15 protein-coding genes are annotated in these 19619 nt (G+C 59.7%); 14 read left to right on the top strand and 1 reads right to left on the bottom strand.

From position 1 onward, the window contains the following. The first annotated feature begins 532 nt into the window (after nt 1-532). From HKK55_RS19985 to HKK55_RS20050, 14 genes are all read left to right on the top strand, one after another. The gene (locus HKK55_RS19985) at nt 533-1849 is read left to right on the top strand and encodes a nucleotide sugar dehydrogenase (protein ID WP_169356250.1); all 1317 of its coding nucleotides are present in this window, start codon (nt 533-535) and stop codon (nt 1847-1849) included. Nucleotides 1850-1938: 89 nt separating this feature from the next. Beyond that, the gene (alg8, locus tag HKK55_RS19990) at nt 1939-3420 is read left to right on the top strand and encodes a mannuronan synthase (protein WP_169356251.1); all 1482 of its coding nucleotides are present in this window, start codon (nt 1939-1941) and stop codon (nt 3418-3420) included. 48 nt (nt 3421-3468) lie between these two features. After that, entirely contained in the window at nt 3469-4638 is a 1170-nt protein-coding gene (locus tag HKK55_RS19995) for an alginate biosynthesis protein Alg44 (protein ID WP_169356252.1), read from the top strand. Nucleotides 4639-4647: 9 nt separating this feature from the next. Then, nucleotides 4648-6180 carry an alginate biosynthesis TPR repeat lipoprotein AlgK gene (algK, locus tag HKK55_RS20000; protein ID WP_237151277.1) on the top strand — a complete coding sequence of 511 codons (1533 nt, stop codon included), beginning with the start codon at nt 4648-4650 and terminating at the stop codon, nt 6178-6180. Further along, nucleotides 6177-7658, top strand: a complete 1482-nt coding sequence (locus tag HKK55_RS20005; RefSeq protein ID WP_169356253.1) for an alginate export family protein — start codon at nt 6177-6179, stop codon at nt 7656-7658. The genes algK and HKK55_RS20005 overlap by 4 nt, the downstream gene beginning before the upstream one ends. Continuing rightward, the gene (algG, locus tag HKK55_RS20010) at nt 7658-9250 is read left to right on the top strand and encodes a mannuronan 5-epimerase AlgG (protein ID WP_169356254.1); all 1593 of its coding nucleotides are present in this window, start codon (nt 7658-7660) and stop codon (nt 9248-9250) included. Before HKK55_RS20005 ends, algG begins: the two co-directional genes overlap by 1 nt. A gap of 11 nt (nt 9251-9261) precedes the next feature. Continuing rightward, entirely contained in the window at nt 9262-10710 is a 1449-nt protein-coding gene (locus HKK55_RS20015; protein WP_169357910.1) for an alginate O-acetyltransferase, read from the top strand. 8 nt (nt 10711-10718) lie between these two features. Further along, nucleotides 10719-11828, top strand: a complete 1110-nt coding sequence (locus HKK55_RS20020; protein ID WP_169356255.1) for a mannuronate-specific alginate lyase — start codon at nt 10719-10721, stop codon at nt 11826-11828. 228 nt (nt 11829-12056) lie between these two features. Further along, nucleotides 12057-13589, top strand: a complete 1533-nt coding sequence (locus tag HKK55_RS20025) for an MBOAT family protein (RefSeq protein ID WP_169356256.1) — start codon at nt 12057-12059, stop codon at nt 13587-13589. 11 nt (nt 13590-13600) lie between these two features. After that, nucleotides 13601-14785 carry an alginate O-acetyltransferase gene (locus tag HKK55_RS20030; RefSeq protein ID WP_169356257.1) on the top strand — a complete coding sequence of 395 codons (1185 nt, stop codon included), beginning with the start codon at nt 13601-13603 and terminating at the stop codon, nt 14783-14785. 16 nt (nt 14786-14801) lie between these two features. Beyond that, on the top strand, nt 14802-15458 hold the full coding sequence (locus tag HKK55_RS20035) for an alginate O-acetyltransferase AlgF (RefSeq protein ID WP_169356258.1): 657 nt from the start codon (nt 14802-14804) through the stop codon (nt 15456-15458). Nucleotides 15459-15591: 133 nt separating this feature from the next. Continuing rightward, on the top strand, nt 15592-17043 hold the full coding sequence (locus HKK55_RS20040; protein WP_169356259.1) for a mannose-1-phosphate guanylyltransferase/mannose-6-phosphate isomerase: 1452 nt from the start codon (nt 15592-15594) through the stop codon (nt 17041-17043). 272 nt (nt 17044-17315) lie between these two features. After that, nucleotides 17316-17780, top strand: a complete 465-nt coding sequence (locus tag HKK55_RS20045; protein WP_169356260.1) for a multidrug transporter — start codon at nt 17316-17318, stop codon at nt 17778-17780. Nucleotides 17781-17800: 20 nt separating this feature from the next. Beyond that, nucleotides 17801-18613 carry an SDR family oxidoreductase gene (locus HKK55_RS20050; protein WP_169356261.1) on the top strand — a complete coding sequence of 271 codons (813 nt, stop codon included), beginning with the start codon at nt 17801-17803 and terminating at the stop codon, nt 18611-18613. Nucleotides 18614-18686: 73 nt separating this feature from the next. Here the strand turns inward: HKK55_RS20050 and HKK55_RS20055 are convergent, their stop codons facing one another. Next, entirely contained in the window at nt 18687-19553 is an 867-nt protein-coding gene (locus HKK55_RS20055; protein ID WP_169356262.1) for a LysR family transcriptional regulator, read from the bottom strand. Nucleotides 19554-19619: the final 66 nt, after the last annotated feature.

Consider the following 19619-nt stretch of genomic DNA (forward strand, 5'->3'; position numbering starts at 1 on the left):
CAAAAAATTTCGAGAAACAGGATGAGCGGCTAGGAACTATGCCCCAAAGTGCCGCTCATACCACCGGTAACGATTATCTCTGTTCTTGTACGAGATGACTTACACAGCGACCCAAGAGCAGCAACAAAGTTGTCATATCAACTTTGACTCAACGGTCGAATAATCAGTTATCTAGTTGAGGGTAGGCGATAACGATGCATTGCTATCTCCTATAAGGCCAAGGCTGAGCTCCCCTATATGGGTCAGTGATAAAACATAAGTGTTTGATATTCATAGAATTATAGTGAATACAACGCCCTTATGGCACTGGCGCCAGGCGCTTCCCCCCGGAAGACTGGCTGCATTTCAGGGCAAGCCCCAATAACAAGGACAAGTTGCGCACAACTTGAGTGCATTAGTTAGTCACTCGATTTTTAGTATGCCTGTACATGGCAGATCGGCGTCTATTCGCCGCACTTGCTAGTGCATGAGTGACGCCTAAAACATGAACTCCGGCCATCTAATGGCACGATTAAACACAGAGGTAAATGCGATGCGCATCAGCATATTTGGTTTGGGTTACGTTGGCGCAGTCTGTGCCGGTTGCCTGTCTGCACGGGGCCACGAAGTGGTTGGCGTAGACATCTCCAAGGAAAAGATCGACCTGATCAACGCGGGTAAATCACCTATCGTTGAACCGGGTCTGGGCGAGTTGTTGAGCCAGGGCATTCAAACCGGCCGACTGCGCGGCACCACTAATTTCGCCGAAGCCATCCGCGACACCGACCTGTCGATGATTTGCGTCGGTACGCCGAGCAAGAAAAACGGTGACCTCGAACTGAACTACATCGAGTCGGTGTGCCGCGAGATCGGTTTTGTCCTGCGTGACAAGACCACCCGCCACACCATCGTGGTGCGCAGTACCGTGTTACCCGGCACCGTGGCTAACGTGGTGATCCCGATTCTCGAAGACTGCTCGGGCAAGAAAGCCGGCGTAGACTTCGGTGTCGCGGTGAACCCGGAATTCCTGCGGGAAAGCACTGCCATCGCCGACTACGACCTGCCACCGATGACCGTCATCGGCGAATTCGACACCGCCTCAGGTGATGTCCTGCAGTCGCTGTACGAAGAGCTCGACGCGCCGATCATCCGCAAGGACATCGCCGTCGCCGAGATGATCAAGTACACCTGCAACGTCTGGCATGCGACCAAAGTGACCTTCGCCAACGAGATCGGCAACATCGCCAAAGCGGTGGGCGTCGATGGCCGCGAAGTGATGGAAGTGGTCTGCCAGGACAAGACCCTCAACCTGTCTCAGTACTACATGCGCCCGGGTTTCGCCTTCGGCGGCTCCTGCCTGCCCAAGGATGTGCGTGCCCTGACCTACCGCGCCAGTTCGCTGGACGTGGAAGCCCCGCTGCTCAACTCGCTGATGCGCAGCAACGAGTCCCAGGTGCAGAACGCCTTCGACATCATCTCCGGCCACGACAAACGCAAAGTTGCCCTGCTGGGCCTGAGCTTCAAGGCCGGCACCGACGACCTGCGTGAGAGCCCGTTGGTGGAGTTGGCGGAAATGCTGATCGGCAAGGGCTTCGACCTGAGCATCTACGACAGCAACGTCGAGTACGCCCGCGTCCACGGCGCCAACAAGGATTACATCGAATCGAAGATTCCGCACGTGTCGTCCCTGCTCAACTCGGACTTCGATGCGGTGATCAACAACTCCGATGTGATCATCCTCGGCAACCGCGACGAGAAGTTCCGCGCACTGGCCCAGGTTGCCCCTCACGGCAAACAAGTGGTGGACCTGGTGGGCTTCATGTCCAAGGCCACCAGCGTGAGTGGCCGTACCGAAGGTATTTGCTGGTAAGAGCAGCGCCGAGTTTCAAGCCGCAAGCGACACGTTCAAAGCGCTTGCGGCTTGCAGCTTGAAGCCTCCTTCACCTTCGGAAGACGCTTATGTCCAAGTTAAAACACGTACTACTTCAATCCGCTGGCTGGCTGTTCTTCCTGAGCCTGCTGATGTGTCTCGCCCTGGCATTGCCGGCGACCATCTTCGACTCCCAGTCCAAGGATTTCATATTCCTGATTGGCGCCGTGGGCATCTGGCGTTACTCAATGGGTGCCACGCATTTTATTCGCGGCATGCTGTTTCTCTATGTGGTCTACCCGCATCTGCGGCGCAAAGTGCGCAAGCTGGGCAAGGCCGCAGATCCGTCCCACGTATTCCTGATGGTCACCAGCTTCCGTATCGACGCGCTGACCACTGCCCAGGTCTACAGCTCGGTGATTCGTGAGGCCATCGAATGTGGCTTCCCCACCACCGTAGTCTGCTCCCTGGTGGAAATGTCCGATGAGCTGCTGGTCAAGAGCCTGTGGACCAAGATGAACCCGCCCGCCCACGTCAAGCTGGACTTCGTGCGCATCGCCGGTACCGGCAAACGTGACGGCCTGGCCTTCGGTTTCCGCGCCATCTCCCGCCACCTGCCGGACGACCGCGCCGTGGTGGCGGTGATCGACGGCGACACCGTGCTCGCCGAAGGCGTTGTGCGTAAAACCGTGCCGTGGTTCCAACTGTTCGGCAATGTCGGCGGCCTGACCACCAACGAATTCTGCGAAGTGCGCGGCGGCTACATCATGAGCGAGTGGCACAAACTGCGCTTCGCCCAACGCCACATCAACATGTGCTCCATGGCTCTGTCCAAACGCGTACTGACCATGACCGGGCGCATGTCGGTGTTCCGCGCCAGCGTGGTGACGGACCCAGGCTTTATCGCCGACGTAGAAAGCGACTCGCTGCAACACTGGCGCCTGGGCCGTTTCAAGTTTCTGACCGGCGACGACAAGTCCAGCTGGTTCAGCCTGATGCGCCTGGGCTACGACACCTTCTACGTGCCGGATGCGGCGATCAACACCGTCGAGCACCCACCGGAAAAGAGCTTTATCAAGGCCAGCCGCAAACTGATGTTCCGCTGGTACGGCAACAACCTGCGGCAGAACTCCCGAGCCCTGGGCCTGGGGGTAAAACGCCTGGGGGCATTCACCAGCGTGGTGCTGTTCGACCAGCGCGTGTCGATGTGGACGTCGTTGCTGGGCCTGACCGTAGCGATCATCGCCAGCTTCAAATACGGCGGCGTGTTCATCCTTGCCTACCTGCTGTGGATCGGCATCACCCGTCTGATTTTGACCCTGTTGCTGTCGTGCTCCGGCCACAAGATCGGCCCGGCCTATCCAGTGATTCTCTATTACAACCAGATCGTCGGCGCGCTGGTGAAAATCTACGTGTTCTTCCGCCTCGATCAACAGTCCTGGACCCGCCAGGACACCAAACTGACCCGCGATTTGGCCAGCTTTCAACGTTGGTTCAACACCTGGTCGTCTCGGACCATGACCTTCTCCGCCGGCAGCATTTTCGTCGCCGTGTTGCTGATGATGGTCTGACCCTGCCAAGCCTGAATTAACTAAGGAATTACACCGATGAACAGCCCAATGAGTTCCCCAGTCAACGCCAACGTCGTCCATGAGTCCGAAGCCCAGCGCCAACACGCCCGGGTCAAGATCCCGGCCAAGCTGCGCTTCTTCGGTGCCGACCGCACACCCATGGAAGTGCGGGTCATAGACCTGTCCGCCGGGGGCCTGGCGTTCAACGCACCCCAACAGCCGCTGAAAGTTGGCGATGTGCACAAAGGCCGCCTGCAGTTCGTCATCGACAACCTCGGCCTGGCAATGGACGTTGAGTTGTTGGTCCGTTCCTACGACCGCCAGACCGGCCGCACCGGTTGCCAATTCCAGAACCTCGACGCCCAGGACATTTCCACCCTGCGCCACCTGATCACCTCACACCTGTCCGGCGATATCGTGACCATGGGTGACGTGCTGGCGACCCTGCAGCGCGACAACTTCACCAAGGCACGCAAAATCAAGGACGGCGGCAGTGGCATGAGCGTGTTCGGTCGCCTGAAAGCGGTGACCTTCAGCCTGGCGATCTTCCTCGTGGGTCTTGCGGCTTTCGGTTTCATCTTCAAATCGGTGTATGGCATGTACTTCGTCAGCCATGCCCAGGCTGGCGTGGTCAGCGTAGCGGGGATGAACGTCACCATGCCCCGCGACGGCACCGTGCAGAGCCTGATCAAAGACAATGCGGTCGCTGCCAAGGGCGCGCCACTGGCAACCTTCAGCACCAGCATGCTTGATGTGCTCAAGGGCCATCTGGACGAAGACCAGCTGCAACCGGCCAAGGTCGAAGAGCTGTTCGGCAAGCAAATGACCGGCACCCTGACCTCGCCGTGCGACTGCGTGGTAGCCCGACAAATGGTCGCTGACGGTCAGTACGCCAGCAAAGGTGATGTGATCTTTGAACTGGTGCCGCGCGGCAGCCAGGCCAACGTCGAAGCGCGCTTCTCGTATCGCCAGTTCGCCGATGTGCGTCCGGGTACGCCTGTGAACTTCCAGGTTGCCGATGAAGAACAGATTCGCACCGGCACCATCGTCAGCAGCACCAGCCTCAACAGCACCGATCTGTCTTCCGACATCCGTGTACAGATCAAGCCCGATGCACCGCTGGACAGCACCTATGCCGGCCGCCCGGTGGAAGTGACCAGCGATCGTGGCCCGTCCCTGAACTGGCTGATCGACAAAGCCATGGCTGCCGGTCTTTAAGCGGAGGACATGCCTGTGAACACGCCTAAAACAACGCTTTCTCTGTGGGGACGGGCTTCTGTGGGAGCCGGGCTTGCCCGCGATTGCATCGACTCAGTGCTTCAGTCAGACCGAGTCGCCCGCATCGCAGGCAAGCCAGCTCCCACACAAAGCCGCTCGCATGCTGCCTCATACTGCGCACTGGCCCTCGCCATCAGTCTGGCCGGTTGCGCCGGCCTGCCCGACCAGCGCCTGGCCAACGAAGCCCTCAAGCGCGGCGACACGGTGACGGCTGCGCAGAACTATCAACAACTGGCGGACCTGGGTTACAGCGAGGCCCAAGTGGGCCTGGCGGACATCCAGGTCGGCACCCGCGACCCTGAGCAAATCAAGCAAGCCGAAGCAACTTATCGCGCGGCCGCTGACACCTCGCCGCGCGCCCAGGCTCGCCTCGGTCGCCTGCTGGTGGCCAAGCCCGGTGCAACAGCAGCCGAGCACGTCGAGGCCGAAGGCCTGCTGAAAAAAGCCTTCGCCAATGGCGAGGGCAACACCCTGATCCCGCTGGCGATGCTGTACCTGCAATACCCGCACGATTTCCCGAACGTCAACGCCCAGCAGCAGATCAGTAAGTGGCGCACCGCCGGTTACCCGGAAGCCGGCCTGGCCCAAGTGCTGCTGTACCGCACCCAGGACACTTACGACCAACACCTGGATGAAGTCGAAAGCATCTGCAAGGCCGCGCTGAACACCACCGACATCTGCTACGTCGAGCTGGCCACTGTGTACCAGAAACGCGGTCAACCAGAGCAACAAGCCGAACTGCTCAAGCAACTGGAAGCGGGTTATAGCCGTGGCACCGTCACCGCCCAACGGGTGGACAGCGTGGCCCGCGTGCTGGGCGATGCGAGCCTGGGCAAACCTGACGAAAAAACCGCCCAGGCGTTGCTGGAAAAAATCGCCCCCGGCTACCCGGCGTCATGGGTCAGCCTGGCGCAATTGCTCTACGACTTCCCAGAACTGGGCGATGTCGACCAAATGATGAAGTACCTGGACAACGGTCGCGCCGCCGACCAGCCCCGCGCCGAGTTGCTGCTGGGCAAGCTCTACTACGAAGGCAAGTGGGTGCCGGCCGATGCCAAGGCTGCCGAAGCGCACTTCCAGAAAGCCCAGGGCCGCGAAGTGGCGGCCGATTACTACCTCGGCCAGATCTACCGCCGTGGCTATCTGGGCAAGGTCTATTCGCAAAAGGCCCTGGACCATTTGCTGACCGCTGCGCGCAATGGCCAGAACAGCGCCGACTTCGCCATCGCCCAGCTGTTTTCCCAAGGCAAGGGCACCAAGCCCAACCCACTGAACGCTTATGTCTTCAGCCAACTGGCCAAGGCCCAGGACACTCCAGAGGCCACCGAACTGGCCACGCAACTTGAAGAACAGCTGCCGCCTGACCAGCGCGCCGAAGGCCAACGCCTGGTGCAACAAGAGCTGGCCACCCGTGGCGCCTTGAGCCAAAGCACGCTGCAACTGCACGCCCTGCAAGAAGAAGACGGCGAGGAATCCCTATGAAACTCAATCCATTCGTCAAGGCCGGTATTGGCCTGACCTTCGCGCTGTTGTGGTCATGCCCGACCCTGGCGGCCCTGACCGAAGAAAAGAACTTCGGCCTGGAAGTCAAAGTCACTGGCCAGTCCGAAGACGACCGCGACCTGGGTACCAAATCGGGCGGCGACGTCAACGGCATCGGCCTCGATCTGCGCCCGTGGATCTACGGTGAAAGCGGCAACTGGAGCGCCTACGCCATGGGCCAGGCGGTGGCCGCCAGCGACATCATCGAGACCGACACCCTGCAACAGGCCGACGGCACCGAGCAATCGAGCAATGACGACCGCAAGACCAAGAAAAACTACCTGGCCCTGCGCGAGTTCTGGATCGGCTACAGCGGCTTCACGCCCTACCCTGGCGAGCAATTGAAGTTCGGTCGCCAACGCCTGCACAACGACGACGGCCAATGGCGCGACACCAATATCGAGGCGCTGAACTGGACCTTCGACACCACCTTGCTCAAGGCCAATGTCGGCGCCGCCGAACGCTTCAGCGAATACCGCACCGACCTCAAGGAACTGTCGCCCAAGGACAAGGACCGTCAACACTTCTACGGTGACGTGTCCTACCAGTGGACGCCGGGCCAGTGGATCGGCCTGCGCGGTCATCACACCCATGACGACGGCAAGCTCGACTACCCGGAACCAGGCGTACCCGCCGATTCCCTGGACAAGCGCGAAAACGGCGACCTGACCTGGCTCGGCATCGAAGCCAACAGTGACGCTTACAACTGGCGCAACACCAACACCGTCAACTACTGGGCGAGCATCACTGGCATGAAGGGCGACCGCGACACCGTCAACGCCCTGAACGCTGACGGCACCCGCCCGGCCAACGCCAAGCGCAGCGACGACGTCGACGGTTGGGCCACCGACCTCGGTGTACGCCTGCGCCTCGACCCGCAGTGGCAAGTGGGTGCAGCTTATGCCCGCGCCAGCGCCGACTACGAGCAGAACGGTCTGCAAAGCAACCGCTCGAACTGGACCGGCACCCAATCGCGGGTTCACCGTTTCGGCGAGGCGTTTCGCGGCGAGATGAACAACATGCAATCCATCAGCCTGTTCGGTTCCTGGCAGTTGCGCGAGGACTACGACGCAAGCCTTGTGTACCACAAGTTCTGGCGCGTCGACGGCAACAAGCCGGTGGGCAGCAACGGCATTGATGCCGTGCAGAACAATACCGACGACGTCACCGGCGCCGTGCTTTCCAGTACCTCCCTGCCCTTGGCAGACGGTAAGAAAGACCTCGGCCAGGAGATGGACCTGGTGGTCACCAAGTACTTCAAGAAAGGCCTGTTGCCGGCCGCGCTCAGCCAGTCCATCGACGAACCGTCGGCCCTGGTGCGCTTCCGTGGTGGCGTGTTCAAACCGGGCGATGCCTATGGCAAACAAGTCGACTCGTACATGCACCGCGCCTTTGTCGACGTGGTCTGGCGATTCTGATGGGAGCCTGCGCAATGAATCCTCAAGCCCTCAAAGGCTCGGTCAGCCTGCTGGTCGCAGCCATGCTGCTGGCCAGCACTGCGGCCATGGCCGATGGCGCGGCGGCGGTCAAGGCGCCCACCATCGCCAAGGAACTGCAACAGGCCAAGACCTACACCATCAGCAGCCCGTCCACCGCGTCGCTGGAACTGGCCAAGCCTGCACTGCCAGACGTCTCGGGCTACACCGCCGAGGCCGTGGCGAAGAAGATTGTCCGTACCAAGGCGGGCAAGATCAGCATCCGTCGGATGATGCAGGAAGACGCCCTCAAGGACTTTATCGGCGGCGACAACAAGATGGCCGAATGGGTGGTGCGCCAGCACGGTATTCCCCAGGCGATCTTTGTCGATGACGGTTACATGAACCTCAAGGACCTGCTGAAAAAAGTGCCCAAGCAGTACCTGAGTGAAACCTCGCCCGGTGTGTTCCTGGCCAAGTTGCCGATCGTGGTTGGGCGTAAGGGCATCCTGGAAATCGACAAGCAGACTCAAGAGTTGCGCCTGTCCCAGGAAGCCGGTTCGTTCCTGATCAACGACGGCCAGTTGTTTGTACGCGATACCAAAATCACCGGCTGGCGCGAGAAGACCAACGGCCCGGCGACCTTCCAGTCGCCCAAGGAATTCCGCCCGTTTCTGCTGGCCTGGGGCGGCACCGAGACCTATATCGTCAACAGCCAGATGGCCAGCTTCGGCTACGCCAACAGTAAGTCCTACGGGGTGAGTATTTCCCAGTACACGCCGAACATGGCCAAGGTCCTCAAGCGCCCTGAACCGACCGGCTGGATCATCGGTTCCGAGTTCTCCGACATGTGGTACGGCTTCTACTGCTACGAGACCACAGGCTTTGTGATCAAGGGCAACACCTACAAAGACAACATCGTCTACGGCATCGACCCCCACGACCGTTCCCATGGGTTGATCATCACCGACAACACTGTCTACGGGACGAAGAAGAAGCACGGCATCATCATTTCCCGGGAAGTGAACGACAGCTTCATCTTCAACAACCGCAGCTACGACAACAAGCTTTCGGGCCTGGTGATTGACCGTAACAGCGTCAACAACCTGATCGCCGATAACGAGATCTACCGCAACCACACCGACGGCATCACCCTCTATGAGAGCGGCGACAACTTGCTGTGGGGCAACAAAGTAATCAGCAACCGTCGCCACGGCATCCGCGTGCGTAACAGTGTGAACATTCGCCTGTACGAGAACGTCGCCATGGCCAACGGATTGACCGGGGTCTACGGCCACATCAAAGACCTGACCGACACCGACCGTGACATCGCCCTCGACCCGTTCGACGCCCAGGTGTCGCTGATCGTGGTCGGCGGTGAATTGGCGGCCAACGGCAGCGGACCGCTGTCCATCGACTCGCCGTTGAGCATTGAGCTGTATCGCGTATCGATGCTCGCTCCGACCAAAACCAGCGGTATCAGCTTCTCGGGGATTCTCGGCGATCGCCAGGATGAAATTCTCGATTTGCTGGTGCGCCAGCAGAAAGCCGTGCTGATCGACCCTGTCGAACGCCAGACCCAAATGCAGGACTGAGGATGACCTTTATGCACCCACACATGATCAAACTGCTCAGCCTCTCGGGTTTGACCCTCGGCATTCTGGCCGCCAGCAGCGGCGTGCGCGCCGATGAAGCGCAGGCTCCGAAGTTCACTGCCGACCCGTGCTGCAACCTGTGCCCCGAGGCGCATGACGCGAAGAACTACACCACGCGCTACCAGCAGAACTTCACCACCCTGGTGCAAGCCCAGGGCGACTGGCTGTTCCGCACCCAGGAAGACCTGCGCACCGAATTCGACACCTCCCCCGCCGGCTACAAGCGCATGCAACAGTTGCACGATGCATTCAAGAGCAAGGGCGTAGAACTGGTGGTGGTCTACCAGCCGACCCGTGGCCTGGTGAACCGCAACAAGCTCAACCCCGAGGAGAAAGCCAAGTTCGATTTCGACAAGGCGCTGGGCAACTACAAGACCATGCTCGGCCGCTTCGCCAAGATGGGCTATGTGGTGCCGGACCTGTCCCCGTTGACCAACGAGCAATTGCCGGACGAACTGCCGGCCCATGATTTCTACTTCCGTGGCGACCAGCACTGGACGCCGTATGGCGCCCAACGCACGGCTAAAATCGTCGCCGCCAAGGTCAAGCAAATGCCGGAATTTGCCGACATTCCCAAGCGCGAATTCGAGACCAAACGGTCCGGCCGCATGGGCAAGACCGGCACCCTGCACAACATGGCCGGGCAACTGTGCGGCACCAGCTACGCGATCCAGTACATGGACCAGTTCACCACCGAGCCCAAGGGTGAGGCGGCCGACGGCGACCTGTTTGGTGATTCCGGCAACCCGCAAATCACCCTGGTGGGCACCAGCCACAGCGGCAAGAACTACAACTTTGCCGGATTCCTCGAACAGGAAATCGGTGCCGACATCCTCAACGTCGCGTTCCCCGGCGGTGGTCTGGAAGGTTCAATGCTGCAGTACCTGGGCAGCGATGAATTCCAGAAGACCCCACCGAAGATCCTGATCTGGGAGTTCTCACCGCTGTATCGCCTGGACCAGGAAACCATCTACCGCCAAATGATGTCGTTACTGGACAACGGCTGTGAAGGCAAGCCTGCACAGATGAGCGCCAGCACTACGTTGAAACCCGGCAAGAATGAGCTGATGGTCAACAGCAAGAACATGGACCTGCGCAACAGCAGCCATCAGGTCGACATCCGCTTTGCCGATCCGTCGGTGAAAACCTTGCAAGCCACCCTCTGGTACATGAACGGTCGCCACGAGGACATCAAGATCGACAAACCCTCAACATCCGATACAGACGGGCGTTTCGCCTTTGAACTGCGTACCGATGAAGACTGGGCCTCGCAGAACCTGCTGGCCGTGGAAGTGCAGGGCCCCGAGGCGGGTACTGCCGCGCAAAAAGTCGAAGCGAAAATTTGCACACGCAACGTATTCCCACGCGGCGGTCAACAGACCGCTCAGCTTGGGCAATGAGGTTACTTATGCAGAAGTTATTGATACCTACGTTACTCGGCCTAGCGATTTTCGCCGGTTCGGTCAACGCCGCCGCCCCACTGCGCCCGCCCCAGGGTTATTTCGCGCCGGTGGAAAAATTCAAGAGCGGTGACGCCAAGGACGGCTGCGATTCGATGCCGACGCCTTACACCGGCCCATTGCAATTTCGCAGCAAATACGAAGGTTCTGACAAGGCTCGTTCGACGCTGAATGTGCAGTCGGAAAAAGCCTTTCGCGACACCACTGCCGACATCACCACCCTGGAAAAAGACACCAGCAAACGGGTGATGCAGTTCATGCGCGACGGTCGTCCGGAACAGTTGGAATGCACCCTGAACTGGCTCACTGGCTGGGCCAAGGCTGACGCGTTGATGTCCAAGGACTTCAATCACACCGGCAAATCCATGCGCAAATGGGCGCTGGGCAGCATGGCTTCGGCCTATATCCGTTTGAAGTTCTCCGACTCCCACCCGTTGGCTAACCATCAGCAGGAGTCGCAGGTGATCGAAGCCTGGTTCAACCAGTTAGCTGATCAAGTCGTCAGCGACTGGGACAACCTGCCGCTGGAAAAAACCAACAACCACTCTTACTGGGCCGCCTGGTCGGTGATGGCAACCTCCATCGCCACCAACCGCCGCGACCTGTTTGATTGGGCCGTGAAGGAATATAAGGTCGGCGCCAACCAGGTCGACGACCAGGGCTTTTTGCCCAACGAATTGAAGCGTCAGCAACGGGCCTTGTCGTACCACAACTACGCCCTGCCGCCGTTGGCGATGATCGCCAGTTTTGCCTTGGTCAACGGTGTGGACCTGCGCCAGGAAAATAACGGTGCGCTCAAGCGCCTGGGCGACAAGGTGCTGGCCGGGGTTAAAGACCCGAACATCTTCGAGCAGAAGAACGGCAAAGAGCAGGACATGAAAGACCTGAAGGAAGACATGAAATTCGCCTGGCTCGAACCCTTCTGCACCCTCTACACCTGCGCGCCGGATGTGATTGAACGCAAGCATCAGATGCAGCCGTTCAAGACGTTCCGGCTTGGGGGTGACCTGACCAAGGTCTATGACCCGGCACATGAGAAAGGTAACAAAGGCAGCTGATACAAAACTTGCGGTTGGACTCGGTCCAAATGTGGGAGCTGGCTTGCCTGCGATAACGATACGACATTCAGCATTGATGTCGACTGATACACCGCCATCGCAGGCAAGCCAGCTCCCACACTGATTCGGTTCTAACCGTGAAATGTAATACCGCCCCCCGCGTATTTCCGTGGGGGGTTAGGGGGGGCCGTTGGCCCTTGACTGTTGGTTAAACATGGAGAGATCGGGATGGTTTTCTCGTCCAATGTGTTCCTGTTTCTGTTCTTGCCGATCTTCCTCGGCTTGTATTACTTGAGCGGGCAACGCTATCGCAATCTGCTGCTGCTGATTGCCAGCTACGTGTTCTACGCCTGGTGGCGGGTGGACTTCCTGGCGCTGTTCGCCGCCGTCACCCTGTGGAATTACTGGATCGGCCTCAAGGTCGGTGCGGCAGGTGTGCGCACCCAGCCGGCCCAGCGCTGGCTGTTGTTGGGCGTGGCCGTCGACCTGTGCATCCTCGGCTACTTCAAGTACGCCAACTTCGGGGTCGACAGCATCAACGTGATGATGAAGTCAGCAGGTCTTGAGCCGTTCATCCTCACCCACGTGCTGTTGCCGATCGGGATCTCGTTCTACATCTTCGAGTCCATCAGCTACATCATCGACGTCTACCGCGGCGACACTCCGGCCACCCGCAATCTCATCGACTTTGCAGCGTTCGTGGCGATCTTCCCGCACCTGATTGCCGGCCCGGTGCTGCGCTTTCGTGACCTGGCAGACCAGTTCAATAACCGCACCCACACCCTCGACAAATTCTCCGAGGGTTGCACGCGGTTCATGCAGGGTTTCATCAAGAAGGTGTTCATTGCCGACACCCTGGCGGTGGTCGCCGACCATTGCTTCGCCCTGCAAAACCCCACCACCGGCGATGCCTGGCTGGGTGCGCTGGCCTACACCGCACAGCTGTACTTCGACTTCTCCGGCTACAGCGACATGGCCATTGGTCTGGGCCTGATGATGGGTTTCCGTTTCATGGAAAACTTCAAACAGCCCTACATCAGCCAGTCGATCACCGAGTTCTGGCGGCGCTGGCACATCAGCCTGTCCACCTGGTTGCGGGACTACCTGTACATCACGCTGGGCGGTAACCGCAAAGGCACGCTCACCACTTACCGCAACCTGTTTCTGACCATGCTGTTGGGCGGTCTGTGGCATGGCGCGAATATCACCTACATCGTCTGGGGGGCCTGGCACGGCATGTGGTTGGCGATTGAAAAAGCCATCGGCCTCAACACCTCGCCACGCAGCTTCAACCCGATTCGCTGGGCCCTGACGTTCCTGTTGGTGGTGATGGGCTGGGTGATCTTCCGCGCCGAAAACCTGCACGTCGCCGGCCGTATGTACGGCGCGATGTTCAGCTTTGGCGAGTGGTCGCTGTCGGAACTCAACCGCGCCAACCTCACCGGCCTGCAAGTGGCAACCCTGGTGGTGGCGTACGCAACGTTGGCGTTCTTTGGCCTGCGGGACTTCTACAGCAACCGCCCGGCGGACAAAGCCAAGCCGGCAGACCCGAGCCTGATCAAGGCCGTACCGGGCGATAACCCCGGCAGCATCCACGAACCCGGCTTCACCGTTGGTACTGACGCCACCGTGCAACCGGCCTACTGGACAGCTGACTGGCCACGCTACGCCATGCGCGCCGTGGTGCTGCTGCTGTTCGTAGCGTCGATTCTCAAACTTTCGGCGCAGAGCTTCTCGCCGTTCCTTTACTTCCAGTTCTGAGGGAGCCGACCATGACCCGTTCATTACGCGTCCTCTATATCGCTTTGTTCCTGGCCGTGCTGCTCGCGCTGGGCGCCTGGTCGATGCGCAGTTTCTTCGGTTTCAGCACCAACGCCGATGCCACGGTGCTCAATGGTCGCTGGACCAAGGCCATCGAGACCCACTACGACGATCAGTTCCCGATCAAACGCCTGGGTACCAACCTCTGGGCGGCGCTGGACTACAAGCTGTTCAATGAAGGTCGCCCCGGTGTGGTGCTGGGCCGCGATCACTGGTTGTACAGCGACGAGGAGTTCAACCCCGCCGCCAACGAAGACCAGAACCTGCAAGGCAACTATGCCCTGGTGGAAGGTGTGCGCCAGAAGCTCCAGGCCCAGGGTATTCAGTTAGTCATGGCAATTGTGCCGGCCAAGGTGCGCCTGTACCCGGAACACCTGGGTGACGTGCAACCGGCGAGCGTCCATGCCGGTCTCTACCAGGACTTTCATGCGCGTATGGCCGCTGACAAGATCCTCGCCCCTGACCTGATAGGCCCGCTGCAACAGGCCAAACTTCACGGCCAGCAAGTGTTCCTGCGCACCGATACCCACTGGACCCCGGACGGTGCCGAAGTGGCCGCCAAGCAGTTGGCCAAGTTCATTGCTGACAAGACCCCGCTCAGTGGGGAACCCCAGCGCTTTGTCACCGAAGCCGAGACAACCTCGCCGCACAGCGGTGATTTGCGTCTGTTCCTGCCCCTGGACCCGTTGTTCGAAGACCTGATGCCGCCCAAGGAGCCTCTGCAAAAACGCGTGACCCATGCTGTGGAAAACAAGGGCGACGACGCCTTGTTCGCCGACAGTGAGGTACCTGTCGCGTTGGTCGGTACCAGCTACAGCGCCAACCCCAACTGGAACTTCGTCGGAGCCCTCAAGCAAGCCCTGGGCAGCGACGTCATCAGCTATGCCGAAGACGGCCACGGTCCGATCCTGCCGATGCTCAGCTACCTGAAAAGCGACGACTTCAAGAACAGCCCACCCCAGGTGCTGATCTGGGAGTTCCCTGAACGTTATCTGCCCATAAACAACGAAATCGGCGATGCCGACCCGCAGTGGGTCGCGCAACTTAAACAAGCCGGTACGCGCCAACAAAACATGGCACTCAACACTCAAGTAAATGCCCAGAAATCCGAGACGCCCAACCGGGCGCAAAACTGACAGAGAGGTAACTCACATGACTTTCACTACTAATGCGCGCCATCTCGCCAAGACCTTTGCACTGGTTGCCGGCATGAGCGTTGTATCAATGTCCGCCTTCGCCGGTGGCGACGCCGCCCTCTACGGCCCCGTCGCTCCGAAAGGCTCCAGCTTTGTGCGGGTCTACAACGCCAGCAATCAGGAAGTCAGCGCCACCGTTGGCAGCACCAACTTAAGCGACGTTGCACCGCTGGCCAGCAGTGACTTCAGCTTCATGCCGGGCGGCGACTACAGCGCCAAGGTCGGCAGCCAGACGTTGCCGGTCAAATTGGCCGCCGATCATTACTACACCCTGGTCAACAGTGGCAGCGGCCAACCGCAACTGATCGAAGAACCGCCGTTCAAGAACAAGCAGAAATCCCTGGTGCGGGTGCAGAACCTCAGCGACAAAGCCCTGACCCTGAAAACCGCTGACGGCAAGACCAAAGTCGTCGACACCGTGGCCGCGAAAAGCCGTGGCGAACGCGAGATCAACCCGGTGAAGGTCTCCCTGGCGCTGTATGACGGCGACAAGAAAGTCGGTGACGTGAAGCCTGTGGCGCTGGAACGTGGTGAAGCCGCGGTGCTGTACGTCACCGGCTCCGGTTCGAGCCTGTCGCCAGTCTGGGTAAAACGCCCGGTATCGACTCGCTGATGAATTCTCTTGTGGGAACCGGGCTTGCCCGCGATGCAGACGCCTCGGTGTTTCAGATATACCGAGGTGATGCTATCGCGGGCAAACCCAGCTCCCACAGGCTCTAACCCATACAGATTCAAGGAGAAACACCATGATTCCAGTCATCCTTTCCGGTGGTAGCGGCTCACGTCTTTGGCCGCTTTCGCGCAAACAGTTTCCCAAGCAATTCCTGGCGCTGACCGGCGAACACACACTGTTCCAGCAAACCTTGGAGCGCCTCGTATTCGAAGGCATGGACGCGCCCATCGTGGTCTGCAACAAGGACCACCGTTTCATCGTCAACGAGCAACTGAGCGCCCGAAAACTGGAAACCCAGCGCATCCTCATGGAACCCTTCGGCCGCAACACCGCGCCGGCCGTGGCCCTGACCGCAATGATGCTGGTCAATGAAGGCCGTGACGAGTTGATGCTGGTGCTGCCGGCTGACCATGTACTGGACGACCAGAAAGCCCTGCAACGCGCACTGGCCCTGGCCACGGTGGCGGCCGAGCGCGGCGAGATGGTGCTGTTCGGTGTACCGGCCACCCGCCCGGAAACCGGCTACGGCTACATCAAGTCCACCAACGATTCGCTGCTGCCCGAAGGCGTCAGCCGCGTGTCACAGTTCGTCGAGAAACCTGATGAAAAACGCGCGACCGAGTTCGTCAAAAGCGGTGGCTATTTCTGGAACAGCGGCATGTTCCTGTTCCGTGCCAGCCGCTTCCTCGAGGAACTGAAAAAACACGATCCGGACATCTACGACACCTGCCTGCTGACCCTGGAACGCAGCGAGCAAACCGCCGATACCGTGACCCTCGACGAAGCCACGTTTGCTTGCTGCCCGGACAACTCCATCGACTACGCCGTGATGGAAAAGACCCAACGCGCCTGCGTAGTACCGTTGAGTGCCGGTTGGAGTGATGTGGGGTGCTGGGCGTCGCTGTGGAGCGTCAATGAAAAAGACGCCAACGGCAACGTCAGCAAGGGTGACGTAGTGATTCAGGACAGCCGCAACTGCATGATCCACGGTAACGGCAAACTGGTGTCGGTGATCGGCCTGGATAACATCGTGGTGGTGGAAACCAAAGACGCGATGATGATTGCCCACAAGGACAAGGTTCAGGGCGTCAAGCAGATGGTCAGCACCCTCAACGAACAGGGCCGCAGCGAAACCCAGAACCACTGCGAAGTCTACCGCCCGTGGGGTTCCTACGACTCGGTGGACATGGGCGGCCGGTTCCAGGTCAAACACATCTCGGTCAAGCCGGGGGCGTGCCTGTCGTTGCAGATGCACCACCACCGCGCCGAACACTGGATTGTGGTCAGCGGCACCGCCGAAGTCACCTGTGACGAGAACGTGTTCCTGCTTACGGAAAACCAGTCCACCTACATCCCGATTGCCTCGGTGCACCGCCTGCGTAACCCAGGCAAGATCCCGTTGGAGATCATCGAAGTGCAGTCGGGCAGCTATCTGGGCGAAGACGATATCGAGCGGTTTGAAGATATCTACGGGCGCTCCACACCTATTGAGCGTGGGGTTTCGGTGAAAACTATCGCGCAGTAACGAGTAAAACAAAAAGCCCCCGTCCCACCGACTGCGTCCCCTATCCGCAGCCGGTTGGACGGGGGCTTTTTCTTGGGATTCTTTGGTGAATGTGAAGCCCTCATCGCAGGCAAGCCAGCTCCCACCTACAACCGCGTACATTATTTGGAATGCGGTCAAAATGTGGGAGCTGGCTTGCCTGCGATGACGCCCGAAAACACACCACAGAACCTCAGATAGTCAATCCAGCTCCCCCACAGTAGGATGGTTTATCCGTTCACGAGGTTGCCATCATGTTCTTTGGCGTTTTACTGATCATCACCTGGCTGATCCTGCTACTGCGCTATCCGGCCAAGGCGTTGCCGGTATCCCTGGCGGCCGCAGTCGGCCTGGGCTTGGTGGCGGTGTGGGTGGTCTGGCTGGATAACCGCGAGGCCCAGCAACTGGCGCGACTGGAGCTGCGTATCAGCTATGAACCGAAAGCCTGCCCGGCGGATCGCCCGCTAAAACTGACCTTGAACAACGGCAACAACGTGCCACTGACCGAACTGCGTTGGCGCGTCGCAGCCTATGCGCCGGGAGACACGGTTAACCTGGCCGATAACGTCTACGCCGCGCCACGCTATCGCGGTCCAGGCGAGTTGCAGGCCGGCGCCACCTGGGACGACTGCCTGCCAGTCCCACCGCTGCGCCCTGGCTATCGCCCGCAAACCCTGGAGTTCCGTGCCGAGCACCTGCAAGGCAGCTTCTCCGACTAATAACCACAAAGGATTGATCCATGCCCAACGTGCTCATCACCGGTTGCTCCAGCGGCATTGGCCGTGCCCTGGCCGATGCTTTCAAAACGGCCGGTTATAAGGTGTGGGCCACGGCCCGTCGCGCCGAAGATGTCACGGCGCTGGCCACGGCTGGCTTTACCGCCGTGCAACTGGACGTCAACGACGGGGCTGCGCTCAAGGCGTTGGCCGAGCAGGTGGGCGAGCTGGATGTGCTGATCAACAACGCCGGCTATGGCGCCATGGGCCCGCTGCTCGACGGCGGCACCGAAGCGATGCAACACCAATTCGAGACCAACGTATTTGCCGTGGTGGGCGTGACCCAGGCGTTTTTCCCGGCGATTCGCCGCAGCAAAGGGCTGGTGGTGAATATCGGCAGTGTTTCCGGTGTGCTGGTGACGCCATTTGCCGGTGCTTACTGCGCGTCGAAAGCGGCCGTGCATGCCTTGAGTGATGCACTGCGCATGGAATTGGCGCCGTTCGGCGTGCGGGTGATGGAAGTCCAGCCCGGCGCCATCGATACCAGCTTTGCGAAAAATGCCGGGGCCCAGGCGGAGCTGCTGATCAATGAACAATCACCTTGGTGGCCGTTGCGCGACAGCATTCGTGCGCGCGCCAAGGCGTCCCAGGACCGGCCGACACCGGCCAGTGAATTTGCGGCAGATGTGCTCAAGGCGGTGCAACAGAGCACGCCGCCACGCCTGTTGCGCTCGGGTAATGGTTGTCGAGCGTTGCCGTGGATGGCGGCGCTGTTGCCCAAGGGGTTGTTGGAGAAGGGGTTGATGAAGCGGTTTGGGTTGGGTGGGGTACTTTGATCGGCATAACGGCACGATGAACACCCAACCTGTGGCGAGGGGGCTTGTCCCCTCGCCACGGTCTTTTCGCAACTCATTGTGCCTTCATAAAATCAATAAACGCCCGCACCTTCAGTGGTAAATGCCGGGTATCCGGATACAACGCATACACCCCCTGCGATGCAAAGCGATGATCCGGTAAAAGACGCACCAGGCGCGCCGCCTCCAGATCCTCCTGCACCAACCACTGCGGCAGAATCGCCACGCCGTGTCCACGCACGGCGAAGGCCTGGAGAATGGCAGCACTGTCGGCTACCAGGGAAGTTTTGCCAGGACCCGGTCGATAAAGGTGTTCGGTCCCGTAAGGGTCGATCACCGACAAATCGGTCAACCGGCCATGCCCCAACTTCGGCAACTGCTCCAACTCATCCAGAGTGCTGACCTTGGCAAATTCCGGCGCCGCCACGGCAAACACCTGGAAGCTCGATAACTGCACGGCGCGATGATTGGAGTCGAGTATTCGCCCTAGACGGATAGCTACATCGAAGCGTTCGGAAATCAGGTCCGCATGGGTCGAGGATGTGGATAAGTGGATATTCAGCTCGGGGTGCAGCCGTCGGAAGGCCTCCAAGGCCGGCGCGACCACCGCCAAGGCATATTCCACGGTGGTGGTGACACGCAACGTGCCCTTGAGCTGCGCGTGTTCAGAACGTGCTTCCTCCACTGCCAACCGTGCTTCTTCCAGCATCCGCGTACAGCGCAGGTAGAAGCGCTCGCCGGCATCGGTCAGGGCCAATTGCCGGGTGCTGCGGGTCAGCAAAGTGACGCCCAGTTCGGCTTCCAGGCGCTTGAGGTTGAAGCTGACCACGGCTCGAGTCTGCCCCAGCCTATCGGCCGCCGCCGTCAGGGAGCCGGCTTCCACCACAGCCTTGAAGGTCTCGAATCGGTCCAGGCTAACCATCGGCAGCGCGCTCCTTTGTCAAAATATTTTTGACAAATTAACAGTCAAACCGATGTTTCCCAAGCC

The organism is Pseudomonas sp. ADAK18, assembly GCF_012935695.1.
Taxonomy (GTDB): Bacteria; Pseudomonadota; Gammaproteobacteria; order Pseudomonadales; family Pseudomonadaceae; genus Aquipseudomonas.